The organism is Pseudomonas sp. TE3728 (assembly GCF_056279145.1).
Window position 1 is genome coordinate 153,993 of the sequence record NZ_JBWBQT010000001.1, and the last position, 26,835, is coordinate 180,827.

At 59.7% G+C, this 26,835-nt stretch carries 23 protein-coding genes; 14 read left to right on the forward strand and 9 right to left on the reverse strand.

Annotated elements, in window-relative coordinates:
* Nucleotides 1–68: 68 nt before the first annotated feature.
* Entirely contained in the window at nucleotides 69–362 is a 294-nt protein-coding gene (locus ACZ89R_RS00730) for a putative quinol monooxygenase (protein ID WP_063343499.1), read from the reverse strand.
* Nucleotides 363–485: 123 nt separating this feature from the next.
* Nucleotides 486–1,919, reverse strand: a complete 1,434-nt coding sequence (pdxR, locus tag ACZ89R_RS00735) for a MocR-like pyridoxine biosynthesis transcription factor PdxR (protein ID WP_429547088.1) — start codon at nucleotides 1,917–1,919, stop codon at nucleotides 486–488.
* A gap of 205 nt (nucleotides 1,920–2,124) precedes the next feature.
* On the opposite strand from pdxR, the gene ACZ89R_RS00740 reads away from it, so the two are divergent.
* Both ACZ89R_RS00740 and ACZ89R_RS00745 read left to right on the forward strand, forming a co-directional pair.
* Nucleotides 2,125–2,565: a carboxymuconolactone decarboxylase family protein gene (locus ACZ89R_RS00740; protein WP_429547087.1), complete on the forward strand. Its 441-nt coding sequence runs from the start codon at nucleotides 2,125–2,127 to the stop codon at nucleotides 2,563–2,565.
* A gap of 85 nt (nucleotides 2,566–2,650) precedes the next feature.
* Nucleotides 2,651–3,625, forward strand: a complete 975-nt coding sequence (locus tag ACZ89R_RS00745) for a LysR family transcriptional regulator (RefSeq protein WP_429547086.1) — start codon at nucleotides 2,651–2,653, stop codon at nucleotides 3,623–3,625.
* A 93-nt stretch (nucleotides 3,626–3,718) separates the two neighbouring features.
* Here ACZ89R_RS00745 and ACZ89R_RS00750 read toward each other — a convergent pair whose 3' ends face one another.
* Nucleotides 3,719–3,868 carry a hypothetical protein gene (locus tag ACZ89R_RS00750; protein WP_185022035.1) on the reverse strand — a complete coding sequence of 50 codons (150 nt, stop codon included), beginning with the start codon at nucleotides 3,866–3,868 and terminating at the stop codon, nucleotides 3,719–3,721.
* Between the two features lie 453 nt (nucleotides 3,869–4,321).
* On the opposite strand from ACZ89R_RS00750, the gene ACZ89R_RS00755 reads away from it, so the two are divergent.
* Nucleotides 4,322–4,849 carry a GNAT family N-acetyltransferase gene (locus ACZ89R_RS00755; protein WP_429547085.1) on the forward strand — a complete coding sequence of 176 codons (528 nt, stop codon included), beginning with the start codon at nucleotides 4,322–4,324 and terminating at the stop codon, nucleotides 4,847–4,849.
* Nucleotides 4,850–4,979: 130 nt separating this feature from the next.
* Here the strand turns inward: ACZ89R_RS00755 and ACZ89R_RS00760 are convergent, their stop codons facing one another.
* From ACZ89R_RS00760 to ACZ89R_RS00770, 3 genes are all read right to left on the reverse strand, one after another.
* Nucleotides 4,980–5,672 (reverse strand): aspartate/glutamate racemase family protein, encoded by a 693-nt coding sequence (locus ACZ89R_RS00760; protein ID WP_429547084.1) that lies wholly within the window; start codon nucleotides 5,670–5,672, stop codon nucleotides 4,980–4,982.
* A 116-nt stretch (nucleotides 5,673–5,788) separates the two neighbouring features.
* Nucleotides 5,789–6,184: a DUF2599 domain-containing protein gene (locus ACZ89R_RS00765; RefSeq protein ID WP_429547083.1), complete on the reverse strand. Its 396-nt coding sequence runs from the start codon at nucleotides 6,182–6,184 to the stop codon at nucleotides 5,789–5,791.
* A 229-nt stretch (nucleotides 6,185–6,413) separates the two neighbouring features.
* Complete coding sequence (locus ACZ89R_RS00770) at nucleotides 6,414–7,922, reverse strand: hypothetical protein (RefSeq protein WP_429547082.1); 1,509 nt, start codon at nucleotides 7,920–7,922, stop codon at nucleotides 6,414–6,416.
* Nucleotides 7,923–8,174: 252 nt separating this feature from the next.
* Here ACZ89R_RS00770 and ACZ89R_RS00775 point away from each other — a divergent pair, with 252 nt between their 5' ends.
* A complete protein-coding gene (locus ACZ89R_RS00775) occupies nucleotides 8,175–8,669 on the forward strand; it encodes a hypothetical protein (protein WP_401171711.1) in 495 nt (164 codons plus the stop codon).
* A gap of 173 nt (nucleotides 8,670–8,842) precedes the next feature.
* Here the strand turns inward: ACZ89R_RS00775 and ACZ89R_RS00780 are convergent, their stop codons facing one another.
* Nucleotides 8,843–9,064, reverse strand: a complete 222-nt coding sequence (locus ACZ89R_RS00780) for a cbb3-type cytochrome c oxidase subunit 3 (RefSeq protein ID WP_192342874.1) — start codon at nucleotides 9,062–9,064, stop codon at nucleotides 8,843–8,845.
* 15 nt (nucleotides 9,065–9,079) lie between these two features.
* Nucleotides 9,080–10,507, reverse strand: a complete 1,428-nt coding sequence (ccoN, locus tag ACZ89R_RS00785; RefSeq protein WP_429547081.1) for a cytochrome-c oxidase, cbb3-type subunit I — start codon at nucleotides 10,505–10,507, stop codon at nucleotides 9,080–9,082.
* 414 nt (nucleotides 10,508–10,921) lie between these two features.
* On the opposite strand from ccoN, the gene ACZ89R_RS00790 reads away from it, so the two are divergent.
* The 4 genes from ACZ89R_RS00790 to ACZ89R_RS00805 all read left to right on the forward strand — a co-directional run bounded on the left by ACZ89R_RS00790 (nucleotide 10,922) and on the right by ACZ89R_RS00805 (nucleotide 15,055).
* The gene (locus ACZ89R_RS00790) at nucleotides 10,922–12,595 is read left to right on the forward strand and encodes a nitrite/sulfite reductase (RefSeq protein WP_429547080.1); all 1,674 of its coding nucleotides are present in this window, start codon (nucleotides 10,922–10,924) and stop codon (nucleotides 12,593–12,595) included.
* Nucleotides 12,592–13,086: a DUF934 domain-containing protein gene (locus ACZ89R_RS00795; RefSeq protein WP_123494355.1), complete on the forward strand. Its 495-nt coding sequence runs from the start codon at nucleotides 12,592–12,594 to the stop codon at nucleotides 13,084–13,086. The genes ACZ89R_RS00790 and ACZ89R_RS00795 overlap by 4 nt, the downstream gene beginning before the upstream one ends.
* A 163-nt stretch (nucleotides 13,087–13,249) precedes the next feature.
* A complete protein-coding gene (locus ACZ89R_RS00800; protein WP_429547079.1) occupies nucleotides 13,250–14,218 on the forward strand; it encodes a hypothetical protein in 969 nt (322 codons plus the stop codon).
* A gap of 159 nt (nucleotides 14,219–14,377) precedes the next feature.
* Nucleotides 14,378–15,055: a DUF3313 domain-containing protein gene (locus ACZ89R_RS00805; RefSeq protein WP_429547078.1), complete on the forward strand. Its 678-nt coding sequence runs from the start codon at nucleotides 14,378–14,380 to the stop codon at nucleotides 15,053–15,055.
* 315 nt (nucleotides 15,056–15,370) lie between these two features.
* Here the strand turns inward: ACZ89R_RS00805 and ACZ89R_RS00810 are convergent, their stop codons facing one another.
* Entirely contained in the window at nucleotides 15,371–15,796 is a 426-nt protein-coding gene (locus ACZ89R_RS00810; RefSeq protein WP_429547077.1) for a YciI family protein, read from the reverse strand.
* 272 nt (nucleotides 15,797–16,068) lie between these two features.
* Between ACZ89R_RS00810 and ACZ89R_RS00815 the strand changes: the two genes are divergently transcribed.
* The 6 genes from ACZ89R_RS00815 (at nucleotide 16,069) to ACZ89R_RS00840 (ending at nucleotide 26,720) form a co-directional block, all read left to right on the forward strand.
* Nucleotides 16,069–16,512: an SRPBCC family protein gene (locus tag ACZ89R_RS00815; protein WP_429547076.1), complete on the forward strand. Its 444-nt coding sequence runs from the start codon at nucleotides 16,069–16,071 to the stop codon at nucleotides 16,510–16,512.
* A gap of 255 nt (nucleotides 16,513–16,767) precedes the next feature.
* Complete coding sequence (tpx, locus tag ACZ89R_RS00820; protein WP_429547075.1) at nucleotides 16,768–17,268, forward strand: thiol peroxidase; 501 nt, start codon at nucleotides 16,768–16,770, stop codon at nucleotides 17,266–17,268.
* A 440-nt stretch (nucleotides 17,269–17,708) separates the two neighbouring features.
* A complete protein-coding gene (locus ACZ89R_RS00825; protein WP_429547074.1) occupies nucleotides 17,709–19,025 on the forward strand; it encodes an MdtA/MuxA family multidrug efflux RND transporter periplasmic adaptor subunit in 1,317 nt (438 codons plus the stop codon).
* The gene (locus tag ACZ89R_RS00830; protein ID WP_429547073.1) at nucleotides 19,022–22,126 is read left to right on the forward strand and encodes an MdtB/MuxB family multidrug efflux RND transporter permease subunit; all 3,105 of its coding nucleotides are present in this window, start codon (nucleotides 19,022–19,024) and stop codon (nucleotides 22,124–22,126) included. Before ACZ89R_RS00825 ends, ACZ89R_RS00830 begins: the two co-directional genes overlap by 4 nt.
* Entirely contained in the window at nucleotides 22,123–25,230 is a 3,108-nt protein-coding gene (locus ACZ89R_RS00835; protein WP_429547072.1) for an efflux RND transporter permease subunit, read from the forward strand. The genes ACZ89R_RS00830 and ACZ89R_RS00835 overlap by 4 nt, the downstream gene beginning before the upstream one ends.
* Complete coding sequence (locus ACZ89R_RS00840; protein ID WP_429547071.1) at nucleotides 25,227–26,720, forward strand: efflux transporter outer membrane subunit; 1,494 nt, start codon at nucleotides 25,227–25,229, stop codon at nucleotides 26,718–26,720. The genes ACZ89R_RS00835 and ACZ89R_RS00840 overlap by 4 nt, the downstream gene beginning before the upstream one ends.
* The last annotated feature ends 115 nt before the right edge of the window (nucleotides 26,721–26,835 follow it).

The following is a 26,835-nucleotide window of genomic DNA, read 5'->3' on the forward strand; positions in this document are numbered from 1 at the left end:
CGATGTTTCACGGGTGGACGCGATTCCAATGTAGGCGCTGCGGAACGCTGCGATCTTTTGATCTTGTTTCAGACGATCGGAAAGCTGTTGAAGTCGACCGCGTTGGCCAGTCGGCTGTCGATCAGGCCGATAAAGCCTTGCACTTCGGGGCAGTTGAAATGCGATTGCATGGCCGCTTCCGATTGCCAGCGGGCGCTGACTGTCCAGCGGGTGTCGTCCTCGGGGCAGCGGTCGACCATATAGGAGTCACAGCCGGGAAGTTCGCGCAGGGTGTCGACAATCTTTTGCAGTTGCTTACCCAGTTCGTCCGAGCGGCCGGCGGCCGCCTGCACCTTTACGGTGGTAATCACTTCGTTGGACATTGCTCACACTCCTGAATCAGGCCGGACGAATCCTGCTCATTGAGGGATAACGCCCAATCAGGATAGGCCTGCACCTCCAGACCGCCAATAGCCAATCACCGGATAAAGCCGCAGACCAATCCCTCAGCCGAGCTGCTGCAAAATATCCCTTAACCGGTCCAGGGCGATGTCGATGTCCAGGGTTTCGATCGCGCCGAACCCCAGGAAAAGCCCGGCCCGCGGCGTTTGCTGGTAAAAAAAGCTGTCCAGGGCATAGAGCCCCACTTCGACTTTTTTTGCCAATTCGATCACCAATGGCATATCGACCGGCACCTTGCACAGCACCGCCATGTGGAACCCGGCGGTGGTCGGCACCGCTTCAAACCACGGCGAAAGGTCGCCCGCCATGCGGGCCAGGATCCGTTCACGGCGCCCGGCGTAAATCGTATGGCAGCGCCTGATGTGCTTGAGCAGACAGCCCTCGGCGATGAACTTGGCGAGCGCCCATTGGGGCAGGGTGGAGGTATGCAGGTCGGTGAGCTGCTTGGCGCGGATCACCGCTTCGAGAATCGCCGGCGGCAATATCGCGTACCCGAGCCGCAGTTCCGGCAGCAAGGTCTTCGAAAAAGTGCCGACGTAGGCGACGATGCCGCGCTCATCCAGGCTTTGCAGCGAGTCGGTGGGCCGGCCTTCGTAGCGGAATTCGCTGTCGTAATCGTCTTCGATGATGATCGCCCCCAGCTCATAGGCCCTTGCGAGCAGGGCTTCGCGCCGGGCCTGGCTCATGGGCATGCCCAAGGGGAACTGGTGGGACGGGGTGACGTAAATCAGCCGGGTGCCATCGGGAATGTGCTCGACCTGAATGCCTTGCGCATCCACCGGCACGCCGACCACCGTTGCGCCATGGCTCCCGAACAACAGACGCGCCGGCGGGTAACCGGGGTCTTCCATGGCGACGAGGCTGCCCGGTTGGGTCAACACCCGGGAAATCAGGTCCAGCGCCTGTTGGGCGCCATTGCACACCACCACGTCTTCGTCCTGGCAGTTGACCCCGCGCGAAAACGCAATGTGCCGTGCGATGGCATTGCGCAGCGCCGGCAGGCCTTCGGGCAGGCTATAGAAACCTTTGGAACCGGCCATCTGGCGCAAGGCATGGGAAGTGCAGCGGCGCCAATCGTCCTGCGGAAACTGGCCCTTGCTGGTGGCGCCACCGATGAACTCGTAACGCAGCGAGCCTTCCAGCGTCGGGTGGCGCAAGAATGTCGGCAGGCTGCGCCAGCGTTCGATCACATCAAAGCTGGCCAGCTCCGAATGGCTCTGCTTGTGAACGATTTTCGCCGCCCGGGCATTGACGTAAGTGCCTTTGCCGATCACCCCGGTGAGGAAGTTCTCATAGGTCAGTTGCGCATACGTGTCGGAAATGGTCTTGCGCGAGATCCCCAGTTGTTCGGCCAGCAAGCGGCTGGGCGGCAGTTGCGTCCCGGCTGTCAGGCGACCGGATTCAATGGCGTCGCGCAGTTGCCGGTACAACTGGCCTGCCAGGTCCTTGCGGCCGTTGATGACAACATGAAGTTCCATACCGGCGGGGCTCCTGGGGCGGTTGAGGCGACTGTGCGTCGCGCCAGATTACCCGCATGAACGGCTGCGCAGAAGTTGCGTGGGCGAAAAACCTGCGATTGGCCTTTTGCCAGGCGGTCCATGGTTTTTTCGCCAAATTGGGTCTGTAACCCTCGTGCATCGGCGCCTACCGTGGAGGCACTGATCAGCGCCTTGAGGCACCGCCATGAACGCCCGCCTGGATTACTACAACGCATCGCCCAAAGCGATGAAAGCCATGATTGCCATGGAGGCCTTGACCAGCAATCTGAGCATCGAACCGGCCTTGTTGAACCTGATCAAAATCCGCGCCTCGCAGCTCAATGGCTGCGCCTTCTGCACCGACATGCACTCGGTGGACGCGCGCCGCTTCGGTGAGAGCGATCGCCGGCTGTATGCGATCGTGGTCTGGCGCGACAGCAATTTCTTCAACCCTCGGGAGCGAGCCGCCCTGGCCTGGACCGAAGCGGTGACCCTGCTCTCGCAAAGCCACGTGCCGGACGACGTTTACGCCCTGGCCCGGGAGCAGTTCAGCGAAGGCGAACTGGTCGACCTGACCCTGGCCGTCAGCACCATCAACAGCTGGAATCGCCTGGCGGTGAGCTTTCGGCAAACGCCCGGTGGTTAATTCGCTTTTTGTGCGGCCGTCACATCAAGTTCATAAACAGTCAGCAGGATAAAACGCTCAAGGACAGATCGACAGGGAGTCATCAATGGCATTCATGGAACCCACTGATCGTCAGGATGTGACCGCGTACCGTTGGCCCGTAGAACAAAACCAATCCTTACACTCACTGGCCGGAATCGATCCGGTGCTGGTGCAGTCTTTCCGGGTCTGTGCCCGTTGCGGTTGTTTCATGCAAGCGGCCCGCAGTCTCAACATCAAATCGACCCAATTGCGTAAACAACTGGCACAACTTGAAGCGCAACTGCGGCGTTCGCTGTTCAGCCACTCCGGCAATGGCTTTGCACTCAGTCGTGACGGCTTGCAGCTTCAGGCGCAGTTGATTGCCCTGGCCCGTGAACGCGACTTGCCCGTGATCGAACAGCCCTTGATTCGCCTGGCCGTCGCCGAGTCGATCCTGCACGACATCCTCGGTCGTGATCTGGTCTCGCTGCTGCGGCGCAACGCCAGTGTGCGCCTGGACATCATTTCCCTGGACAGCGAACTGTCCCTGCGAGCGATCAGCGCCGATGTGGTGGTATGGCTCGCGGGCACAGATTCGCCGTCGCCAGGCCCCAGTTTTGCCATCAGCGAGCCCCAGCGACTGGCACGGCTGGACTATCTGCCGCACATCGCCAAACGCTATTCACGGGTCGCGGCGCGGCCGGACAGCCTGGGTGACCTGGCCGATTTCATGCTGGTGCAATGGCAGCACGACCGCCACGTCAGCGCTTTTGGGCCGTGGAACAGTCTGGTGGAGCAGCGCCTGGCGGGAGTGGTGCAACTGCATGCCTATGAGCTGATGCTAGAGATGATCCGCTGTAGCGCCTGCATCGGTTTATTGCCGCACTACATGAGCCAATTCGACCGGGGGCTGGTGGCGTTACCCGGGCTCTTCAAGCAACCGATGCAGCGTCAGGTATGGATGGCGGTCAATGCCGATTCCCGGGATGAAGGTGAGGTGCAGAGCATCGTCGAGCTGATCCACAACACCTTCAATGAGCGGCGGGAGTGGTTCGATTAGCCGGGCATCAAGAGCAAAAGATCGCAGCCTTCGGCAGCTCCTACAGGGGTTGGGTACACCCGCTGAATGACGGGTATACACGACCCATGTCGATCAATTTCTTTGGCTATCCGCTTGGATATCGGCCGGTGTGGCGGTGAAGGCAGGCGGCGCAGCATGACTGTGCACTGTCTGAGCACCAACACCACAACTTGCGAAAAACGCCATCAGGCTGAATCCTGCGGCGCGAAGCAAACCTTTCATAGAAATTTCCTCATTTTCCGAAGGTGACATTCAGTCCGGCGAATAACGTCGTTTCTCAAGTCGAACGTCCAGGTGGCGGTGCACGACTCCGGTGCTGGATAGTCGATGGGTATGCTTTTTACTCTAGCAGGTGGTTGTCGCGTCAACGGTCTAGCCATGCCGCTCTGCATGCAGCACGCATCTCGGCAACCGGCAAGGGACACAAAACACCGCCACAGCCTGCCATCAAGAGCAAAAGATCGCAGCCTTCGGCAGCTCCTACAGAGATTGGGTACACCCGCTGAATGACGGGTACACACGATCAATGCAGGAGCTGCCGAAGGCTGCGATCTTTTGACTTTGCTTTCGTCAGGCCCGCGCCCGAATCTGCCGCTCCCACATTTTGATCTCGCCACTCATGGGGATCGCGGTTTAGAGTGATCGGCCACACACCGATCAAGGAAGAACACCGCCATGCCCGACCACGACCCTGCCATTCACCTCGAACGCTTCAGCGAATCCCACATCGAGGGCATCACCGCGCTCTACAACGACCCCGCCGTGGCCCGGCAGGTGCTGCAAATGCCGTTTCAGTCCACCGAGGTCTGGCGCCAACGTCTGATGGCAGACAACGAGCGGGCGGTGAAACTGGTGGCGCTGCACCAGGGATCGGTCATCGGCAACATTGGCCTGGAACAATTTTCGCGGATCCGCCGCAGCCACGCCGGCAGCTTCGGCATGGGTGTCGCCGTGGCTTGGCAGGGCAAGGGTGTCGGTTCGAAATTGCTGGCAGCAGCGCTAGACCTCGCCGACAACTGGATGAACCTGCAACGGGTAGAACTTTCAGTGTACGCCGACAACGAAGCGGCCATCGGCCTGTACCAGAAATTCGGTTTCGAGACCGAAGGCCTGTTCCGCGATTACGCCGTGCGTGACGGTCGGCTGGTCGATACCCTGAGCATGGCGCGCCTGCGTCGCACGCCCGAGGCCCAACGCCGGTAAGTCAAGAAATGTGAGCGATGAACATCCTGTGGGAGCGTGGCTTGCCCGCGAAGAATGCACCGCGGTTTTTCAGGTATTACGCACCATCGTTCTTCGCGGGCAAGCCTCGCTCCTACAGGTTCTGCGCGAGTCAGTCGCCCAACGCGAACGCCACCGCCGCCTGCGCATGCAGTTCGGTGGTGTCGAGCAAGGGCAGGGCGCTGTGCTCGGGTTTGATCAGCAGGCCGATTTCGGTACAGCCTAGGATGATTACCTGGGCGCCGCGTTCGGTCAGCGACTTGATCACCCGTTGATAGACCTGGCGTGACGCCTCGCTGATCTTTCCAACGCACAACTCGTCATAGATGATCCGGTGAACGGCCTGGCGCTCCTCAGCCTCCGGTACCAACACCGTCAGGCCCTTGGCCGTCAGACGTGCCTTGATAAAGTCTTGCTCCATGGTGAACGCAGTCCCCAGCAAACCCACGCGCAGCGCACCGACGTCCAATGCCGCTTGACCCGCCGGATCGGCAATGTGCAGGAACGGAATATCGATCGCTGCCTGAATCTGCCCGGCCACTTTGTGCATGGTGTTGGTACACAGCACCACGCACTCGGCGCCACCCGCCTGCAGACGCTGGGCTGCATCCACCAGAATCGCCGCGGCGTCGTCCCAGCGCCCGGCATGCTGGGCCTGTTCGACCGGGCCGAAGTCGACGCTGTACATCAACAGTTTCGCCGAACGCAACGGCCCGAGGCGATCACGTACCTGCTGGTTGATAAGACGGTAATACTCGGCGCTGGACTCCCAGCTCATGCCGCCGATAAGGCCGATGGTGCGCATTGGATTTCCTCAGGCTATGGCCTGGGTCGATGGGCCAAGCCTGAAGGGAGTTTCCATTTGTTCGATGGCGGACACCAGCGATAAATCAACTGTAATGCTCATGTTTCGGTGAAGTGTCATGGTGCTTTTTGAGGCAAGGGGACGACATGATTGCAGCCGGCCGCAAACGTTTGTGTATACCCCACATCTGGCCGCCACGGTTCCAGGTTCCACTGCGGTTTGTCCCTCGCAATCGCCAGATGACAAATCAGTTGGTGGCGCAGGCCATGGGTATTTTGCCAGTAGCTGCTATTGGAATAGTCACGGGAAAGTTCGTTCCAAAGGAAGGGTGTCCCTTCCGGTTGTGTCCGCCGCGCACAGGGTGTGGGCGTGATGGAAAACGACCACTGATAGTCCCGATACACCCATTGCGCACTTTCGACATATTTCACACAACGTTCCACGGTAAGGATGTAGCTGTCAGGGGGTTCTGTTGCTGTTTGCGCATAAAGGGGCGAGTTGATACTCAGCATCAAACCGACCCCGTTAGCGAATGAAAGAGAATGCGCGGAGCATCCGTTTTACTCCGATGCCAGCCCCATGCATCCATGGGGTATGAGCACAAATATTTCAGTTGGTCTTTACCAGCCCCGATTAACAGAGCGCCGATTATTTTTCGCATGGCATATCCCTCGTCCATTTAGATACACGCTGTTAAGGCACTTTGAGACATTGAATGCCAGTCAGGTGTCGTTGAAACGGTTACGCAATCAGCCTCAGGTACCACGAAAAGATAAGCGGCTCGCCGGTGTCCGTTTTTCTCAGGGTGAAATTGAACATCACGGTTTTCCCTCGGTTTTCATCCAGCCAGGCCCGTGGCACGGGGTGATCGGTATAGGAGGGGTTCGTGATGCTGACTTCCGGACCGTAGTGCGGGGTGACGCCGATAAAACCCATGCGCACCGTGTATTGACCGACCAATGAGGGGTAGTGTGTTCTGAGATTGCTCTTGTCGCCATTGAGGGTCGGCTCTGCGAGGCGCAGACTTTGCGGGGTGACGGTGATGTCCAGACCCCTGGAGGGAAGGTCTTGGATGGTATTGGGCAGCCTGACGGTGTACCAGATTTTCGCCCCGCTACCGATGCAGTCGACCACCTCCAGTCGAGGCACTGAAAAGCTGAGTGTCTGCCCGGCGAAGGATACCGTCTGGATCTCGCTGCCATAGGTGCTATTGCGACCCTCCCAATACACTTTCACCGTTTGCCCGGGGGCGGAGCCGGTGAAGGCGACCTTGACCGTGGCGAACTTGGCCTCATAAAAGTCCCGTTCAAAGTTCAATCGAGTGCCGTTGAGTTCCAAGGCTTCCAACACTTCGGGCGCTTTTAGATCCAGAACGGGTTTTTGGATGTGCACATCGATATAAGTGGTTTTTGACCAGATTGCGAGTGGGCCTGAGTTGTTGCCGATCTGGTCTCTCACTCGAAAGCGCATGGCAAATCGGGGATTGTCACCTTTCTGAAACGCATCGGCGAACAGCTTCAGCTGTACGATGCCGGCCGTGGCCTGGGCTGCCGTGATGGTGTGCGGGATTTCGTGGCCGTCACAATCGAGGGTAATGACGTCGTGTTCGCGCATGTAGCTATAGGTCAACGTGACATCTACCCCTTGCGCGGCGCGAGCGGCATCCACTCCATTGGCGATGACATCTGCCGGAAGCGTCATCAGCAGATAGGGGTTGTCTCCCGAGCCTGTCACCTCGCCGCCAGGACGCGGGGTATTGAAGAGTACGACGCGTGGCAGAGAGGTTTCTTCTGGCTGGCTGATCCGCTTCACCCTCAGGCGCAGACGGTTAATGCCATTGCGCAGAAGTCCGCCGGGTACGTTCAGAATGAATCGTTGCGGATCATCATCTTCATCCGGCTGAATGGTTTTGCCGTCTATCGCCGTCTCTGATTCATTCAGCAGTAAATCCGCCCTGTCACCTTCCGAAAAATTAACCCAAGGGTCGATCCAGACGGGCATCAGTCCATTTACGATGAGCGCTAGTCCGATGCCGCCTTCAGGGTTTTCGGGATGGATAACCGGTTGTTTCCAGCCGGGGATGATCACTTTGTCGATTGCGAAAAGACTGTTATCAACGCTCGCACTGTTCATTCCGCCTATCAGATTCGCAGGCTGGGTAAACGGAGGAGTCAATCCGTAAACGATCATTTTTTTGATGGTCACATAATTGGTTACCCGGCATTTGTTGCGATCGTTCCCACTGTTCATGATGTGCGCTCCTGGCTGTACGGATTGAATGTTTTCCTCTCGCGTTGGGCAGTGTTATCAAACACCCCGGATATGGATGTTGGCTACTGTCAGATCTGACAGGTGCTCCCCTGAAAAGCAGGTAAAACACGACCATTCGTCGCGTACATCTGCCCAGGCTCTGTAGCCGTTCGCACCTTTGCCGTACGCGAGCTGTCGGCATCTGCCATGATCGACATTCGCAACATCGCTTCAACCAAAAGGAACACCGCAATGGACGATGTACAGCAACTGGGCGAGATGCTTCGCCACTATGCAGATAGCGAAGCGCACAAGAAGCAACTGTTTGAGTCGCAATCGGCCGTGTGGGCGACGCGCATTGGTGAGTTGTTCGATCAGATCCAGCAGTGGCTGGCTCCGGTCCTGACGCCGAATCTGTTGGAAGTGAGCCGCGAGGCGTATGTCGCGTCCGGGCCGAGCGTGCCGCTCGAGACGTCGCCGTTCAAGACCGAGAAACTGTCTATTGTGATTGCCGGTAAACCGGTGGAGTTCGTGCCGGACGTGATGGGCGCGGGTGGGCAGATTTCCCTGGCAGTGATGGGCTTGACCGCCGCGCGTTATGGCAGCATTTCGCTGGTGTGCCTGCCGCCCTCCAGCAATTGGCAATGGCGCAAGACCAATGGTTTGAAAGACCCGGATACCTTTGCCTTCGATGCGAACTTCCTGGCGCAGCAACTGCAGAGCCTGATTCCCCGCGAGCGCGGCTGAATTCTCTGAGCATTACGCATTCCCTGTGGGAGCGAGCCTGCTCGCGATGGCGGTTTAGCAATCAACATGTATGTTGACTGACCCTCCGCTATCGCGAGCAGGCTCGCTCCCACATTGATCTGCGGCGTTCCCAACCGATGGATTCACTGCAGCTCCCTCAGTAGATGGGTGTATCAGATTTCGAGGTTACCCCAACCCGGCTTCACCTCTTCAGGCGCCACCGCTTTCACAGTCTTACCCGTCGCCAATTCCACCCGCCGCGCCACCTCGGGATCATCGGCGAACGGAATCAGGCTGGCATCGTCCAGGCTCTCGGCCGTCTGCTGTTTCAGGCAGTATTCGACCGCCAGCCAAAGCCCCAGAACACCCAATAGATTCAGCGCCATCTCGATCATGTCAGGCTCCTTGCCTCAGGCAATCTGCGCTTCAAGTTCAGCCATCCTCACGTCCGCCACCCGCACCGTGCGCCAGGTGTTGTAGGCCATCAGCAACATGCCGCTAAGGAAGAACACCCCGCCGACGAAGCGCACCACAAACCCCGGATGACTGGCCTGCAAGGCTTCGACGAAGGAGTAGGTCAGCGTGCCGTCGTCGTTGATCGCGCGCCACATCAAACCCTGGGTGATGCCGTTGACCCACATCGAGGCGATGTACAGCACGGTGCCGATGGTCGCCAGCCAGAAGTGTGCGTTGATCAGGCCGATGCTGTGCATCTGTGGGCGGCCGAAGACTTTCGGGACCATGTGGTAGATGGCGCCGAAGGTGATCATAGCCACCCAGCCCAGGGCCCCGGCGTGAACGTGGCCGATGGTCCAGTCGGTGTAGTGGGAGAGGGCATTCACCGTCTTGATCGCCATCATCGGCCCTTCAAACGTCGACATGCCGTAGAAGGCCAGGGACAGCACCAGAAAACGCAGGATCGGGTCGGTGCGCAACTTATGCCAGGCGCCCGACAACGTCATCATCCCATTGATCATCCCGCCCCAGCTCGGCGCCAGCAGAATCAGCGACATCGCCATGCCCAGTGACTGCGCCCAGTCTGGCAGTGCGGTGTAGTGCAAGTGGTGCGGGCCGGCCCAGATGTACAGGGTGATCAGCGCCCAGAAATGCACGATCGACAAGCGATAGGAATACACCGGCCGACCCACCTGTTTTGGCACGAAGTAATACATCATTCCGAGGAAGCCGGTAGTCAGGAAGAACCCCACCGCGTTGTGCCCGTACCACCATTGCACCATGGCGTCGGTGGCCCCGGAATACACCGGATACGACTTGAACCAGTCCACCGGAATCGACAGGTGATTGACCACGTGCAGCATGGCGATCACCACAATGAACGCGCCGAAAAACCAGTTGCCGACGTAGATGTGTTTGGTCTTGCGTTGCACCACAGTGGTGAAGAACACGATGGCGTAAGCGACCCAGACCACCGTCATCCACACCGCGCCGGAGAATTCGATCTCGGCGTATTCCTTGGTGGTGGTGTAGCCCAGCGGCAGGGTGATCAGCATCACCACGATCACCGATTGCCAGCCCCAGAAGGTGAAGGCGGCGAGCTTGTCGGAATACAGCCGCACCTGGCAGGTGCGTTGCACCGCGTAGTAACTGGCGGCGAATTGGGCGCTACCGGCAAAGCCGAAAATCACCAGGCTGGTGTGCAGCGGACGCAAGCGGCCGAAGGTGGTCCACGGCAGGTCGAGGTTCATCTCGGGCCACACCAGTTGCGAGGCGATCCACACCCCCATCGCCATCCCGACGATGCCCCAGACGATGGTTGCCACGACGAATTGGCGAACGACCTTGTAGTTATAGGCCTGTCCGATTGTTGCTGTGCTCATGGTCAATTCTTCCACGGTTGCAAAGTCTTGCCAGGCCACCCGGTCTGGCATGCCATGAACTGTAGAAACCCTGCCGCAAACAAAACAGACTCAGAAAAACCGAGTTTATGCGGGTCAGATGCGATGCGGGCCTGCGGCCATAGGCCGCGCCCTGATACGGTTTTTTAGTGTCTAGCTGAATCTGTAACGTGCTGCGCTGCAGGTGCATAGTCGCCACCTCAAGAACGAGCCGCAGAGCCTGATGCCGACCAGTTAAGGAGCAGACCTTGTGGGAGCGAGCCTGCTCGCGATAGCGGACTGACAGTCAGCACATGTGTTGATTGTGCAACCGTCATCGCGAGCAGGCTCGCTCCCACAAGGATTGCAGCAGGCATCAGCCGCAGAGCCCGATAATCCTGATGAGGTGGCAGCCACATGTATCAATACGATGACTATGACCGGGCCCTGGTGTTCGAGCGTGTTGCGCAGTTTCGCGATCAGGTCGAACGTTTCATGGCCGGGGAGTTGAGTGAAGAAGAGTTCCTGCCCCTGCGCCTGCAGAACGGCCTGTACATGCAAAAACATGCCTACATGCTGCGCGTGGCAATTCCTTACGGCACGCTGAGCGCCAAGCAAATGCGCATTCTGGCGAGCATTGCGCGGGACTACGATCGAGGCTACGGCCACTTCACCACCCGGCAGAACATGCAGTTCAACTGGATCGAACTGGCCCAGGTGCCGGACATTCTCGAACGTCTGGCCGAAGTGGAAATGCACGCGATCCAGACCTCCGGCAACTGCGTGCGCAACATCACCACCGAAGCCTTCGTCGGCGTCGCGGCGGACGAGTTGATGGACCCGCGCCCACTGGCAGAGATCCTGCGGCAATGGTCGACCATCAACCCGGAATTCCTGTTCCTGCCGCGCAAGTTCAAGATCGCCATCTGCTCGGCGAAGCAGGACCGCGCGGCGATCATGATGCATGACATCGGCCTCTATCTTTATCGCGATGACAGCGGGCAAATGCTCTTGCGGGTGATCGTGGGTGGCGGCTTGGGGCGTACGCCGATTCTCGGTTTGCAGATCCGCGAAGGCTTGCCGTGGCAGCACCTGCTGTCCTACGTCGAATCGGTGCTGCGGGTCTATAACCGCCACGGGCGGCGCGATAACAAATACAAGGCGCGGATCAAGATTCTGGTCAAGGCTTTGGGTATCGAAGCGTTCGCCAAGGAAGTGGAGGAGGAGTGGCAATACCTCAAGGACGGTCCGGCGCAGTTGACCGACGTCGAGTATGAGCGTGTCGCCAGTGCCTTCGTGCCGCCCGATTACCGTTCGCTGGCCGGCACCGATCTGGACTTCGGCACACGCCTGGCCGAGAACCCGGCATTCGCCCGTTGGGTGGCGCGCAATGTTCAGCCTCACAAGGTGCCGGGTTACGCCAGCGTGGTGCTGTCGACCAAACCGGGCATCGCCGCACCTCCGGGTGATGTCACGGCCGAGCAAATGGACGCGGTGGCCCAGTGGTCCGAACAGTTCGGCTTCGGCGAAATTCGCATCGCCCATGAACAGAACGTCGTCCTGCCGGACGTGCCCAAGACCGACCTTTACCCGCTGTGGTGCCTGGCCTGCGAGCAAGGCCTGGGATGCGCCAACATCGGCTTGTTGACCGACATCATCGCCTGCCCCGGCGGCGACTTCTGCGCGTTGGCCAACGCCAAATCCATTCCCGTCGCACAAGCGATACAGGCGCGATTCGAGGACCTGGATTACCTGCATGACCTGGGCGACATCAGTCTGAATATCTCCGGTTGCATGAACGCCTGCGGCCACCACCACATCGGCAACATCGGCATTCTTGGCGTCGATAAGAACGGCAGCGAGTGGTACCAGATCACCCTTGGCGGCGCCCAGGGCAAGAGCAGCGCGTTGGGCAAAGTCATCGGCCCGTCCTTCAGCGCCGCCGAAGTGCCCGCGGTGATCGAGCGGATCATCGCTACATTTGTCCGCTACCGCGAGAGCGAGGAACTGTTCGTCGATACCTTGGCGCGCATCGGTCTGGAGCCGTTCAAGGAACGGGTTTACCCGAAAATGCTGGAGGTGTCGGCATGAATAATCTGCTGCGTTTGCAAGAGGGCGGTGCCGAGTGGGTGCGCGATGATCCGTGGCAGTTGATTCGTGAAGCAACGGATGAGTTGCCGGCCGGACCGCTGATACTGCCGTTACCCCAGTGGCTGGCACTTAATGCCGACAGGACATCAGCGCTCGAAGGCGTCTGGCTGGGGCCCAACGAGGAAGTGACAAACCTGACCCCGTGGTTTCCCGACCTGCCGCTGATTGCCCTCGACTTCCCGAGTTTTCGCGACGGCCGCGCCTACAGCCAGGCCTATCTGCTGCGTACGCGTTTCGGTTGGCAAGGCGAATTGCGCGCGATTGGTGATGTGCTGCGCGATCAACTCAGCCACATGCGCCAATGCGGTTTCGACAGTTTCGCCGTGCGTGAAGATAAATCCGCTGAAGATGCGCTGAAGGGATTGGCGGGGATGAGCGTGTTGTACGGACGCTCGGTGATTGAGCCGCGACCGCTGTTTCGGCGGCGGTAGGAGGTCAACAGCAAAAGATCGCAGCCTTCGGCAGCTCCTACAAAATCCCGCCAGGTCCAATCCCGTAGGAGCTGCCGAGGGCTGCGATCTTTTCCTTGGGCCACTGATGGCATTTTGATAGAGTCCGCGCCTCATAAGGAGTCAGCAAAGAAAGGAGTCTGGTTTGAGCGTGGGCAAGAAGATTTTAGGGCTTTTCGCGTTGCTGCTGATGGCAGCCCTGTGGGGCAGTTACTTTTATGTGTTCAAAGAGAACCGTAACGGCCAGCTCGGGGAGACCTTCAGCAGCTACGCCTGGTGTGGCACGCCACCGGCCAGCGATGCCACAGGCTCGGGCAGGGATCGACTGTCGCTGCACATTACCAACAACGTTCATGGCGAGTTCATGCTCTCGGGCGCGGTGATCGTCTCCGAGCGAACCTTTGATCGCTATGACCTGGGCCGCAACGAACTGCGGCTGCGCATGGAACCCATGCAGTGGTCCTACGGCATTGCGCCGATTCTCATGGAGCAGGTCAGGATCAAGCCCCTGAGCCGCAACCTTTCTTCGACCGATAAAAGTGCCTACGCGGAACTTGAGTCCAGACCCATCGGGGTCTTGGGGCGGTCGACGGACTTTCCGTTCGACACCTATCGCTACGGCTACAAACCGGTGCTGTACATCCTCAAGGGCAATGAGCGCATTGACCTGAAATTCAGGCACATCACCACTGGTATGGAGATGTCGAACACCTTCACGCCGATCCAGAAGTACAACCGCGTGGAATACATCAACGAGAAAAACTCGTTGATTCGCGAGGAAGACTACAAGCCCTATGGCGCCAACGAATGCGCATTCAGCATCGAGCGCAAGGGCTCGTTCAAGGTGATTGTGCTGCTGCTGTTGCTGGTGATGTGTCTGCCGCTGCTGCACGTGTTTTATCGCGATGAGCCGGGCATCGATTTTCTCGCAACGCTGGTGAGTATTGGTGCGATCCGGGTGTTTCTGGTGGGGCCGTTGAACGACTTCCAGCTGTACAGCATCGACTTCCTGTTCGCGGCGGTGATCATCCTGGTGGGCACGGTATCGCTGATCAAGGCGATGCGCGCCAATAGTCGGCGGGAATTGGCGGCGAAAAGCGGATCTTCGTGGTGATTAGGTTTTTTCCGAATCCTGGAGGAGTGCCGCAATCACTTTAACGGCCGCAGCAATAGATGAATATTGTATGTTTCGATAACAAAGCGCCCAGTATTGGCTATACCTTTAATTCCCGTATGCCATATTGTTGCCGGCCTTCTGACAGGAGTTACAAGCATGAAGCTTGCGTTAATGATGAGCACCCTGTGCATCGCCTCTATCGGAGTGGTGGGTTGCTCCAGCAAAGTCGTCGAGCCAGACCAGTATTCCGGCTTTCTCAAGGATTACAGTCAGCTGAAGGAGGCCAAGTCGCCATCGGGCGCCGTGGTGATGCGCTGGATGGACCCCAAGCTTGATATCAACAAATTCACCAGTGTCTACATCGAGCCGACGCAGCTCTACCCCAAACCGCAACCGACGGTGAAAATCCCTCAGACCACACTGAACGGCATCACCAGTTACTACGATCAAGCACTTAAACGCGAAATAGGCAGATCCCTGCCACTGGCCAATGGTCCCGGCCCAGGCGTTATGGTGGTGCGTGCGGCGATCACCTCTGTTACCAGCAAGACCGAAAGCCTCCAGCCTTATGAAGTGATCCCGATCGCCCTGGTAGCGGCGGCAGTCAGTACAGCCAGCGGCATTCGCGACCAGGAAACCAATCTGGCCACCGAAGCGGTATTTCTCGATGGCGGCAACAACAAAGTCGTGGCCCAAGTGGTGCGCAAGGGCATTGGCAAACCGCTGGAAAACTCAGATCAGGTGATGAAGGCCGGTGACGTGAAAAACGTGATCGATGGCTGGGCGTCGGACCTGCATCAGTCGTATCTGAAGCTCAAGTCCAAGTCCAAGTAATGCGGCGGGGCTGAGGGCCTATATCGCGAGCAGGCTCGCTCCCACACTGGATCTGCTGTGAGCAATTTATTTGTGAACACCAGAGATCAAAGTGTGGGAGCGGGCCTGCTCGCGAAAAGCAGTCTCCCACTAAATTCCCCGCAAACCCGATACCCGCGTAGGAGCTGCCGAAGGCTGCGATCTTTTGATCTTGTTTTACGGCCCTCGGAAAGAGCAAGATCAAAAGATCGCAGCCTTCGGCAGCTCCTACGACGTATCAAGCGGCATCAGGTGCATCAGAAGTGCATCAGGTGTGTCAGGTGCATCAGTTTTGCTTCAGTGCTGCTTCGCCTGCGCACGTACTCGTTCTTCCTGCTCGCGCAACTGCGGTGTGAACTCGGCCCCGAAGTCTTCGGCCTCGTACACCTGGCGAATCTCGATCTCGGCCTCTGTCCCCGGCATCGGGTTGGGGCAGCGCTTGACCCACTCGATCGCTTCCTCTTTCGACTTCACCTGCCACAACCAATAGCCTGCGATCAGCTCCTTGGTTTCGGCGAACGGGCCGTCGATCACCGTACGCTCGTCACCCGAAAAACGTACGCGGGCGCCTTTACTGCTGGGTTGCAGGCCGTCGCAATCGATGAGGATGCCGGCCTTGGCCAGTTCCTCGTTGAAATTGCCCATCGCGGTCATCAGTTCTTCGCTGGGCATCACACCAGCCTCGGAATCCGGGCTGGCTTTCACAATGATCATGAATCGCATGGTTTTGTCTCCGCTGGATTTGAGTGACCCACTGTCTAGTCGAATGGCCATGGGCCAAATCGACAATGCGGCCCAAGGAAAATCGCTACAAACCTTCTGCCCCTATCTTTGTAGGAGCTGCCGAGGGCTGTGATCTTTTGATTTTGCTTTTGCGGTGCCTGAAAAGAACAAGATCAAAAGATCGCAGCCTTCGGCAGCTCCTACGGGGGATGGGTAGGATTTTAGCGTGATGGTAGTCTGCCAATCCCCTGGCCGATGGGATGCCATCATTCATGCCCGTTCTGGAACTCACCACCCTGATCCCCAACCGCACACCCAAGCAAGTGCTCGACTTTTGCCTGGAAGGCGTCAACTTCCCGAAGATCTTCCCGGAACGGGTCACACCGCTGGGTGATATCGACCTTACCAACCTGCGCATCGAGGCCGGTCGACAATTTCGCTTTCGGCACTGGATGTTCAACTTGATCCCGTCGAACTGGACGGTGGTGATCCGGGAGGTGGGGGAGCACCATTTCATTGATGAAATGCTCAAGGGGCCCATGGCTGCCTTTCGTCATGAACATCGGGTGGCGGCGGGTGAGGGCGGTACGCTGTACACCGACCGTGTGACCTATGCGGCCATTGGTGGCGCGCCGTTGGAGTGGCTGGTGGTCAATGCCTGCATGCGGCGGATTTTCGAAGCGCGGCACCGCAATATGTTGCGCTTGCTCGGTTAAGCAGCCTGTATACGGTCCTGTGTGCGGGCTTGCTCGCGAAGACGGACTCTCAGCCAACATCATTGTTGAATGTTGAACCGCTTTCGCCAGCCCACACAGGGGGGGCGCTGTTTGTAAGTTTTGTGGAAACGGGTGTATCCAGTTTGTGTGACGAAACATCACAATTTGTATCTGACCATAGGTCGCCAGACCATTTCGTGGTTAACTTCGGCCTCGTCAAAATTCTCTACATCAACGTTCAGAAGGACTCCGTTCATGGCTCAAGTCACTCTTAAAGGCAACCCGGTTCAAGTCAACGGCCAACTGCCACAAGCCGGTTCCAAGGCGCCAGCCTTTTCCCTGGTTGCCGGCAATCTGTCGGACGTGACCTTGGCGAGCTTCGCCGGCAAGCGCAAAGTGCTGAACATTTTCCCAAGCATCGACACCCCGACCTGCGCCACTTCGGTTCGCAAATTCAACGCCCAGGCCAACGACGTCGCCAACACCGTGGTGCTGTGCATCTCCGCTGACCTGCCGTTCGCCCAGGCTCGTTTCTGCGGTGCCGAAGGTCTGGAAAACGTGCAAAACCTGTCGACCCTGCGCGGTGCCGAGTTCATCGAGAACTACGGCGTGGCGATTGCCGATGGCCCACTCAAAGGCCTGACTGCCCGTGCCGTCGTGGTGCTGGACGAGAACGACAAGGTTCTGCATAGCGAACTGGTCAGCGAAATCGGTCAAGAACCGAACTACGACGCAGCGCTCGCCGTTCTGAAATAAGCGAAGTTTTACAATTGTTAACGGCCTAGGGGGCGTTCTCAGTTAATTTCCCCGCCGCGTTGTCGCCTTAAAGCGGGCCAGGCAAGGCGCAGGCCGCTGGGAATGGTGTTCCCTTTCCAAGGCCTGCAACGCAGCCTGGCCCGCTTTAAGGCACAACCCGAAGGGCCGGGCCTGCTGTTGTGCAGGGCTGCGTTGCTCAAAGCTTATTTGGAATGACCAAACCACGCTTCTCGCGCCTTGCCCTGCACAACAGCAGACCCGGCGCGGCGGGGTAATTAATTGAGAACGCCCCCTCTGTCCAGGCCGTTTTCATTTGTGCTTCAGTGTCTTAACCAAACTTCCTGTTACGTAAGCCGAAGGTAAATTGCCGGTAAAGGCGCTTTGCTTCAGACCCGCCAGTGCTTATCGTTCAGCCTCATGTAAAAAAGCCCACGCGCCCAATGGTTGATCACTCAATGCAATCTTCCGCTTCCCGTAATCCCCGTCGTTGGCTGTTTGGCCTGCTTGTCCTGTTGGTCATCGCTGGCCTGTGCTGGAAGTTCTGGCCCGCAGGCAGCAGCCCGAAGGAGGGCGCAGGGCAGAAAGCCGTTGCCGGACACACCGGCAGGTCGGGTGGGATGCGTCCGGGGTTCGGCGGGGCGTCCGGTCCGGTCCCGGTGCGTGTGGCGCCAGCGGTCAAAGGCGATTTCCCGCTGTATTACAAGGCGCTGGGCACCGTGACCGCGCTGAACACCATCAATGTGCGCAGCCGGGTGGGCGGCGAACTGATCAAGATTTCGTTCGAAGAAGGGCAGATGGTCAAGGCGGGCGACCTGCTGGCCGAGATCGATCCGCGTCCTTACCAGAACGCCTTGCTCCAGGCTGAAGGCACCTTGCTGCAGAATCAGGCGCAACTGAAGAATGCCCAAGTCGATGTCGAGCGCTATCGCGGCCTGTACCGCGAAGACAGTATCGCCAAGCAAACCCTGGACACTGCCGAAGCCTTGGTCGGCCAGTACCTGGGCACGGTCAAGACCAATCAGGCGGCGGTCAACGACGCCAAACTCAATCTGGAATTCACCAAAATCCGCGCGCCGATCGCCGGGCGTGTGGGCTTGCGTCAGCTGGATGTCGGTAACCTCGTCGCGGCCAATGACACCACGGCGCTGGTGATCATCACCCAGACTCAACCGATCAGCGTCGCATTCACCTTGCCGGAAAACAGCCTGGACACCGTGCTGGCCCGTTATCGCACCGGTGCCAAGCTGCCCGCCGAAGCCTGGGACCGTGGTGATACCCAATTGCAGGCCACTGGCGTGTTGCAGAGTCTGGACAACCAGATCGACGTCACCACCGGCACCCTGAAATTCAAGGCCCGTTACGAGAACCGTGATCAAGCACTGTTCCCCAATCAGTTCGTCAACGTCCACTTGCTGGCCGACACCCTCAAAGGCGTGGTGCTTGCGCCTTCGGCGGCGATCCAGTTCGGCACCAACGGCACGTTCGTCTATGCCATGGATGGCGACAAGAAGGTCACCATCCGCCAGTTGAAAGTCGGCGCCAGTGACGGTGACAACACGGTGATTACCGAGGGCCTGGCCGCTGGTGATCGGGTGGTGCTGGAAGGCACCGACCGCCTGAAAGAAGGCAGCGAAGTGGAGGTCGTCAACGATAGCAAGGATGTGCCGACCACCCCGACCGAGCACCTGCAAGGCAAATCGGCGGCCGATGCGACTGAACCCGCGACCACCGACAAGGCGAAAAAGGGCGGCGCATGAACATCTCGCGGCTGTTCATCCTTCGCCCGGTCGCCACGACCCTGAGCATGCTGGCCATTATTCTGGCCGGTGTGATCGCTTATCGGCTGCTGCCGGTGTCGGCATTGCCCCAGGTGGATTACCCGACCATTCGCGTCATGACGCTCTATCCCGGCGCCAGCCCGGATGTCATGACCAGCGCCGTGACGGCGCCGCTGGAGCGTCAGTTCGGGCAAATGCCCGGGCTGACCCAGATGGCATCCACCAGTTCCGGCGGCGCCTCGGTGCTGACCCTGCGGTTCAGCCTCGACATCAACATGGACGTCGCCGAGCAGCAGGTGCAGGCCGCGATCAACGCCGCGACCAACTTGCTGCCCAAGGATTTGCCGGCACCGCCGGTGTACAACAAGGTCAATCCGGCGGACACCCCGGTGCTGACCCTGGCCATCACCTCAAAAACCATGCTGTTGCCCAAACTCAATGATCTGGTCGACACCCGCATGGCGCAGAAAATTGCCCAGATCAGCGGCGTCGGCATGGTCAGCATTGCCGGCGGCCAGCGTCAGGCCGTGCGCATCAAGGTCAACCCCGAGGCCCTAGCGGCCAACGGCCTGAACCTGTCGGACGTGCGCACGTTGATCGGCGCCTCCAACGTCAATCAGCCCAAGGGTAATTTCGACGGCCCGACCCGGGTGTCGATGCTCGACGCCAACGACCAACTGACGTCACCCAAGGACTACGCCAACCTGATCCTCGCCTACAGCAACGGCGCGCCATTGCGGCTCAAGGACGTGGCAGAGATCGTCGACGGTGCCGAGAACGAACGTCTGGCGGCGTGGGCCAATGAAAACCAGGCCGTGCTGCTGAACATCCAGCGTCAGCCCGGCGCCAACGTCATCGAAGTGGTCGACCGGATCAAGGCCTTGCTGCCGAGTATCACCGACAACCTGCCGGCCGGCCTCGAAGTCACCGTGCTCACCGACCGCACCCAGACCATCCGCGCCTCGGTCACCGACGTTCAACACGAATTGCTGATCGCCATCGCACTGGTGGTGATGGTCACGTTCCTGTTCTTGCGGCGGGCCAGCGCCACGATCATTCCGTCGGTGGCGGTGCCGCTGTCATTGATCGGCACCTTCGGCGTGATGTACCTCGCAGGCTTTTCGGTCAATAACCTGACCCTGATGGCGTTGACCATCGCCACCGGTTTTGTGGTGGACGATGCGATCGTCATGCTGGAGAACATTTCACGATACATCGAAGAGGGTGACAGCCCGCTGCAAGCGGCGCTCAAGGGCGCCAAGCAGATTGGCTTTACCCTGATTTCCCTGACGCTGTCGCTGATTGCGGTGCTGATTCCGCTGCTGTTCATGGCCGACGTGGTGGGGCGCTTGTTCCGTGAGTTCGCGATCACGTTGGCAGTGGCGATCCTGATTTCACTCGTGGTGTCCCTGACCCTGACGCCAATGATGTGTGCGCGGCTGCTCAAGCGTGAGCCCAAGGAAGCAGAACAGGGCCGGTTCTACCGCTCCAGTGGCGCCGCAATTGATTGGATGATCGCGGCTTACGGGCGCAAGTTAAAGTGGGTTCTCAAGCACCAGCCGCTGACACTGATGGTGGCCATCGGCACGCTGGCGTTGACCGTGTTCCTGTACATGGTGGTGCCCAAGGGTTTCTTCCCGGTGCAGGACACCGGGGTGATCCAGGGTATTTCCGAGGCGCCGCAGTCGATTTCCTTTGCGGCGATGAGCGAGCGCCAGCAGGAACTGGCCAAGGTGATTCTGGCCGATCCGGCGGTCGAGAGCCTGTCGTCCTACATCGGAGTCGATGGCGATAACTCGACGCTGAACAGTGGCCGGCTGCTGATCAACCTCAAATCCCACAGCCATCGCGACCTGAGCGCCACCGAAGTGATCGCGCGTCTGCAACCGGAGCTGGACAAGCTGATCGGCATTCGCCTGTTCATGCAGCCGGTGCAGGACCTGACGATCGAAGATCGGGTCAGCCGCACGCAGTACCAATTCAGCATGTCCTCGCCGGATTCCGAGTTGCTCAGCCTGTGGAGCGGGCGTCTGGTGGAAGCGCTGGCGCAACGGCCGGAGCTGACCGACGTCGCCAGCGATTTGCAGGACAAGGGCTTGCAGGTTTTTCTGGTGATCGACCGTGATGCGGCATCGCGGCTCGGCGTATCGGTGTCGAACATCACCGACGCGCTGTACGACGCCTTCGGTCAGCGGCAGATTTCCACCATTTACACCCAGGCCAGCCAATACCGCGTGGTGTTGCAGTCGCAGTCCGGCGAGAAAATCGGCCCGGATGCGCTGAACCAGATTCACGTCAAGACCACCGATGGCGGTCAGGTGCGCCTGTCCAGTCTGGCGCATGTCGAGGAACGTCAGGCGCAACTGGCGATCACTCACATCGGCCAGTTCCCGGCGGTGATGATGTCCTTCAACCTGGCACCGGGCGTGGCACTGGGGCATGCGGTGGAGATCATCGATCAGGTGCAGAAAGATATCGGCATGCCGATTGGCGTGCAGACCCAGTTCCAGGGCGCGGCCGAAGCGTTCCAGGCGTCGCTGTCGAGCACCTTGCTGCTGATTCTGGCGGCGGTGGTCACCATGTACATCGTGCTTGGCGTGCTCTACGAGAGCTACATTCACCCGATCACCATTCTCTCGACCTTGCCCTCGGCGGCGGTCGGCGCCTTGCTGGCGTTGCTGTTGAGCGGCAATGACCTGGGGATGATCGCGATCATCGGCATCATCCTGCTGATCGGTATCGTGAAAAAGAACGCGATCATGATGATCGACTTCGCCCTCGAGGCGGAACGCAATCAGGGCATGGACCCGCAAACGGCGATCTATCAGGCCGCGCTGCTGCGCTTCCGGCCGATTCTGATGACCACCCTGGCGGCGTTGTTCGGCGCGGTGCCACTGATGCTGGCCACCGGTTCCGGCGCGGAACTGCGCCAGCCTTTGGGTCTGGTGATGGTCGGTGGCTTGCTGGTGAGTCAGGTGCTGACGCTGTTTACCACGCCTGTCATCTACTTGTACTTCGATCGCCTCGGGCGGCGCTGGGGAAGTAAGTCCGAGTCTGTGGAAGCGGTAGAACAGCCATGAACCTGTCCGGACCTTTTATCAAGCGCCCGGTCGCAACGATGTTGTTAAGCCTGGCGATCATGCTGCTGGGCGGCGTGAGCTTCGGCCTGTTGCCAGTATCGCCGCTGCCGCAGATGGATTTCCCGGTGATCGTGGTCCAGGCGAGCCTGCCCGGTGCGAGCCCGGAGGTCATGGCTTCGACCGTGGCCACGCCACTGGAGCGTTCCTTCGGCGCCATCGCCGGGGTCAACACCATGAGCAGTCGTTCCAGCCAGGGTTCGACGCGAGTGATTCTGCAATTCGACCTGGACCGCGACATCAACGGCGCGGCGCGGGAAGTGCAGGCGGCGATCAACGCCTCGCGCAATTTGCTGCCGAGTGGGATGCGCAGCATGCCGACCTATAAGAAGGTCAACCCGTCCCAGGCGCCGATCATGGTGCTGTCGCTGACCTCGGACGTGCTGGAAAAAGGCCAGCTCTACGACCTCGCCTCGACGATCCTGTCCCAGAGCCTGTCCCAGGTGCAGGGCGTGGGGGAAGTGCAGATCGGTGGCAGTTCGCTGCCGGCGGTGCGCATCGAACTCGAACCCCAGGCACTGAACCAATACGGCGTGGCGCTGGACGACGTGCGCAACACCATCGCCAACGCCAACGTGCGCCGGCCCAAGGGCTCGGTCGAAGACAGCCAGCGGCTGTGGCAGGTGCAGGCCAACGATCAGCTGGAAAAGGCCAAGGATTACGAGTCGCTGATCATTCACTACGCGGACGGCGCGGCCCTGCGCCTGAAGGATGTGGCCAAGGTCAGCGACGGCGTCGAGGACCGCTACAACAGCGGGTTCTTCAACGACGACGCGGCGGTGTTGCTGGTGATCAACCGCCAGGCCGGCGCCAACATCATCGAGACGGTCAACGAGATCAAGGCGCAATTGCCGGCGTTGCAGGCAGTGCTGCCGGCCAGCGTCAAGCTGAACCTGGCGATGGACCGTTCGCCGGTGATCAAGGCCACCCTGCATGAAGCGGAAATGACCCTGCTGATTGCCGTGGCGCTGGTGATTCTGGTGGTGTTCCTGTTCCTCGGTAACTTCCGCGCCTCGCTGATTCCGACCCTGGCGGTACCGGTATCGCTGGTGGGCACGTTTGCGGTGATGTACCTCTATGGGTTCTCTCTGAACAACCTGTCGTTGATGGCGCTGATCCTGGCCACCGGGCTGGTGGTGGACGACGCCATCGTGGTGCTGGAGAACATTTCCCGGCACATCGACAAGGGCGTGCCGCCGATGAAGGCGGCCTACCTCGGGGCCCAGGAAGTCGGCTTTACGCTGCTGTCGATGAACGTCTCGCTGGTGGCGGTGTTCCTGTCGATCCTGTTCATGGGCGGGATCATCGAAAGCCTGTTCCGCGAGTTTTCCATCACCCTGGCGGCGGCCATTGTGGTGTCGTTGCTGGTGTCGCTGACGCTGACGCCGATGCTCTGCGCGCGCTGGCTCAAGCCGCACACGCCGGGGCAGGAAAACCGCCTGCAGCGCTGGAGCCAGCGGACCAACGAGTGGATGGTCGGCAAATACGCCACCAGCCTTGACTGGGTATTGCGTCACCGTCGGCTGACCCTGCTCAGCCTGCTCGTGACGATTGGCGTGAACATCGCGCTGTATGTCATTGTTCCTAAAACTTTCTTGCCTCAGCAAGACACCGGCCAGTTGATCGGTTTCGTGCGTGGCGATGACGGGCTGTCGTTCAGCGTGATGCAGCCGAAGATGGAAATCTTCCGCCGCGCCGTGCTCAAGGACGAGGCGGTGCAAAGTGTCGCCGGTTTCATCGGTGGCAGCAACGGCACCAACAACGCCTTCATGCTGGTGCGACTGAAGCCGATCAAGGAACGCAATCTGTCCGCGCAGAAAGTCATCGAACGCCTGCGCAAGGAAATGCCCAAAGTGCCGGGTGCGCAATTGATGCTGATGGCGGATCAGGACCTGCAATTCGGCGGCGGCCGCGAGCAAACCTCCTCGCAATATTCCTACATCCTGCAAAGCGGCGATCTCGGCGCGTTGCGCGAGTGGTATCCGAAAGTCGTCACCGCCCTCAAGGCGCTGCCGGAACTGACGGCAATCGACGCACGCGAAGGCCGTGGCGCCCAGCAAGTGACCCTGATCGTCGATCGCGATCAGGCCAAGCGTCTGGGCGTGGACATGGACATGGTCACTTCGGTGTTGAACAACGCCTACAGCCAGCGGCAGATTTCGACGATCTACGACAGCCTCAACCAGTATCAGGTGGTGATGGAGGTCAACCCGAAATACGCCCAGGACCCGGTCACGCTCAAGCAGGTGCAGGTGATCACCGCCGATGGTGCGCGGATTCCACTGTCCACCATCGCGCACTATGAAAACAGCCTGGAAGACGACCGGGTCAGCCACGAAGGCCAGTTCGCTTCGGAAAGTATCGCGTTCGACATGGCCGAAGGCGTGACGGTGGAGCAGGGCTCGGCGGCGATTGAGCGGGCGATTGCCAAGGTTGGTTTGCCGGAAGACGTCATCGCGAAAATGGCCGGTACCGCCGATGCGTTCGCCGCGACCCAGAAGAGCCAGCCGTGGATGATTCTCGGCGCGCTGGTGGCGGTGTATCTGGTGCTGGGCGTGCTGTATGAAAGCTACATCCACCCGCTGACCATTCTCTCGACCTTGCCGTCGGCCGGGGTCGGAGCGTTGCTGTCGATCTATGTGCTGGGCGGCGAGTTCAGCCTGATCTCCTTGCTCGGGCTGTTCCTGCTGATTGGCGTGGTGAAGAAGAATGCGATTCTGATGATCGATCTGGCGCTGCAACTGGAACGGCACCAGGGCCTGGAGCCGCTGGAATCGATCCGCAGCGCTTGCCTGCAACGGCTGCGACCGATTCTGATGACCACTCTGGCGGCAATCCTCGGCGCCTTGCCGCTGTTGCTGAGCCGTGCCGAAGGGGCGGAAATGCGTCAGCCGCTGGGCCTGACCATCATCGGCGGGCTGGTCTTCAGCCAGGTGCTGACGCTTTACACCACCCCGGTGGTTTACCTCTATCTCGACAATCTGCGCCATCGGTTCAATCGCTGGCGCGGAGTGCGTACCGATGCTGCTCTGGAAACTCCGCTATGACTGACCGTTCGCTTATCAACCTGGCTGCACCGCTGATCTCGGCGCTGTTCACGGCGCAGCGCTCGCGTTTGCTGGGCCTGTCGCTGTGCGTGGCGATGCTCAGTGCCTGCGCCATCGGCCCGGATTACCAGCGCCCGCAAGCCGCCGCGCCAGCACAGTACAAGGAAGCGGCTGGCTGGCGTCAGGCCAATCCCAGCGATTCTCTGGCCCGTGGTGCCTGGTGGGAGCTGTATGGCGATCAGCAGCTCAACGGCCTGATCGAAAAACTCAACAGCGCCAACCAGACCGTCGCCCAGTCCGAAGCCCAGTACCGCCAGGCCCAGGCCTTGGTGCGCAGCGCCCGGGGGGCGTTTTTCCCGACGGTGGACCTGACCGTGGGGAAAACCCGTTCCAGCCAGGGCACCGGTAGCAGCAGCTCGAGCCTGAGCAGTTCCTCCAGCGGTATTCGCGACACTTACACCGCGCAGGCCGGGGTCAGTTGGGAAGCGGACGTCTGGGGCAAATTGCGCCGAGGCCTGGAGGCCGATACGGCCAACGCCGAGGCGAGTTTTGCCGATCTGGCGGCGATGCGCCTGAGCCAGCAATCGGAGCTGGTGCAGAACTACCTGCAACTGCGGGTGATCGACGAACAGAAACGCCTGCTGGAAGCGACGGTCGAGGCTTATCAGCGCTCGCTGACCATGACCGAAAACCAGTACCGCGCCGGTGTCTCCGGCAAGGACGCAGTGGCCCAGGCCACCACACAGCTCAAAAGCACTCAGGCAGAGATGGTCGACCTGATCTGGCAGCGCGCGCAGTTCGAGAACGCCATCGCTGTACTGATTGGCCTGCCGCCGGCCGAGTTCAGGCTGGCTGAAACCAAAGATATCCCGGCATTGCCGCAGGTGCCGCTGAGCCTGCCTTCGCAGTTGCTGGAACGCCGCCCGGACATCGCCTCCGCCGAGCGCTCGGTGATGGCCGCCAACGCCAATATCGGCGTGGCCAAAGCCGCCTACTACCCAGACCTGACCCTGAGCCTGAACGGCGGTTATAGCAGCAGCACCTCTAACAACTGGATCAGCGTGCCGAACCGCTTCTGGTCAGTCGGCCCGCAACTGGCCATGACCCTGTTCGACGGTGGGCAGCGCTCGGCGGAAGTCGATCGCAGCGAAGCGGCCTATGACGAAACCGTCGCTAAATACCGCCAGACCGTGCTCGACGGCTTCCGTGAAGTGGAAAACTATCTGGTGCAGCTCAAGGTGCTGGAAGACGAAGCCAAGGTGCGTCAGGAAGCCCTGGAGGCGGCGCGCGAGTCCTTGCGTTTGACCCGGAATCAGTACCGGGCCGGGCTGATTGCCTATCTGGATGTGGTGGTGGTTCAGGCCACGGCGTTGAGCAACGAGCGCAACGTGCTGAGCTTGCTGCAGAGCCGCTTGATCGCCAGCGTGCAATTGATCGCCGCACTGGGTGGCGGGTGGGACGGACAGCTTCAGGTGAGCGACAAGCAATAGCACAGCCCCTGTGGTGAGGGGGCTTTCTGTGATGAGGGAAGCAGTGGCGAGCGCTTTTGTGGTGAGGGCTGTTGTGGCGAGGGAGCTTGCTCCCGCTGGACGGCGAAGCCGTCCC

Coding starts and splice junctions, on each gene's coding strand:
- ACZ89R_RS00760 (WP_429547084.1), bottom strand. CDS start 5,672: ATGCGCACCATCGGCCTTATCGGCGGCATGAGCTGGGAGTCCAGCGCC.
- tpx (WP_429547075.1), top strand. CDS start 16,768: ATGGCTCAAGTCACTCTTAAAGGCAACCCGGTTCAAGTCAACGGCCAA.
- ACZ89R_RS00830 (WP_429547073.1), top strand. CDS start 19,022: ATGAACATCTCGCGGCTGTTCATCCTTCGCCCGGTCGCCACGACCCTG.
- ACZ89R_RS00780 (WP_192342874.1), bottom strand. CDS start 9,064: ATGATCGAGATGGCGCTGAATCTATTGGGTGTTCTGGGGCTTTGGCTG.
- ACZ89R_RS00795 (WP_123494355.1), top strand. CDS start 12,592: ATGAATAATCTGCTGCGTTTGCAAGAGGGCGGTGCCGAGTGGGTGCGC.
- ACZ89R_RS00810 (WP_429547077.1), bottom strand. CDS start 15,796: ATGCGATTCATGATCATTGTGAAAGCCAGCCCGGATTCCGAGGCTGGT.
- ACZ89R_RS00750 (WP_185022035.1), bottom strand. CDS start 3,868: ATGAAAGGTTTGCTTCGCGCCGCAGGATTCAGCCTGATGGCGTTTTTC.
- ACZ89R_RS00835 (WP_429547072.1), top strand. CDS start 22,123: ATGAACCTGTCCGGACCTTTTATCAAGCGCCCGGTCGCAACGATGTTG.
- ACZ89R_RS00770 (WP_429547082.1), bottom strand. CDS start 7,922: ATGAACAGTGGGAACGATCGCAACAAATGCCGGGTAACCAATTATGTG.
- ACZ89R_RS00805 (WP_429547078.1), top strand. CDS start 14,378: ATGAAGCTTGCGTTAATGATGAGCACCCTGTGCATCGCCTCTATCGGA.
- ACZ89R_RS00745 (WP_429547086.1), top strand. CDS start 2,651: ATGGCATTCATGGAACCCACTGATCGTCAGGATGTGACCGCGTACCGT.
- ACZ89R_RS00815 (WP_429547076.1), top strand. CDS start 16,069: ATGCCCGTTCTGGAACTCACCACCCTGATCCCCAACCGCACACCCAAG.
- ACZ89R_RS00765 (WP_429547083.1), bottom strand. CDS start 6,184: ATGCTGAGTATCAACTCGCCCCTTTATGCGCAAACAGCAACAGAACCC.
- ACZ89R_RS00730 (WP_063343499.1), bottom strand. CDS start 362: ATGTCCAACGAAGTGATTACCACCGTAAAGGTGCAGGCGGCCGCCGGC.
- ACZ89R_RS00740 (WP_429547087.1), top strand. CDS start 2,125: ATGAACGCCCGCCTGGATTACTACAACGCATCGCCCAAAGCGATGAAA.
- ACZ89R_RS00790 (WP_429547080.1), top strand. CDS start 10,922: ATGTATCAATACGATGACTATGACCGGGCCCTGGTGTTCGAGCGTGTT.
- ACZ89R_RS00840 (WP_429547071.1), top strand. CDS start 25,227: ATGACTGACCGTTCGCTTATCAACCTGGCTGCACCGCTGATCTCGGCG.
- pdxR (WP_429547088.1), bottom strand. CDS start 1,919: ATGGAACTTCATGTTGTCATCAACGGCCGCAAGGACCTGGCAGGCCAG.
- ACZ89R_RS00825 (WP_429547074.1), top strand. CDS start 17,709: ATGGTTGATCACTCAATGCAATCTTCCGCTTCCCGTAATCCCCGTCGT.
- ACZ89R_RS00775 (WP_401171711.1), top strand. CDS start 8,175: ATGGACGATGTACAGCAACTGGGCGAGATGCTTCGCCACTATGCAGAT.
- ccoN (WP_429547081.1), bottom strand. CDS start 10,507: ATGAGCACAGCAACAATCGGACAGGCCTATAACTACAAGGTCGTTCGC.
- ACZ89R_RS00755 (WP_429547085.1), top strand. CDS start 4,322: ATGCCCGACCACGACCCTGCCATTCACCTCGAACGCTTCAGCGAATCC.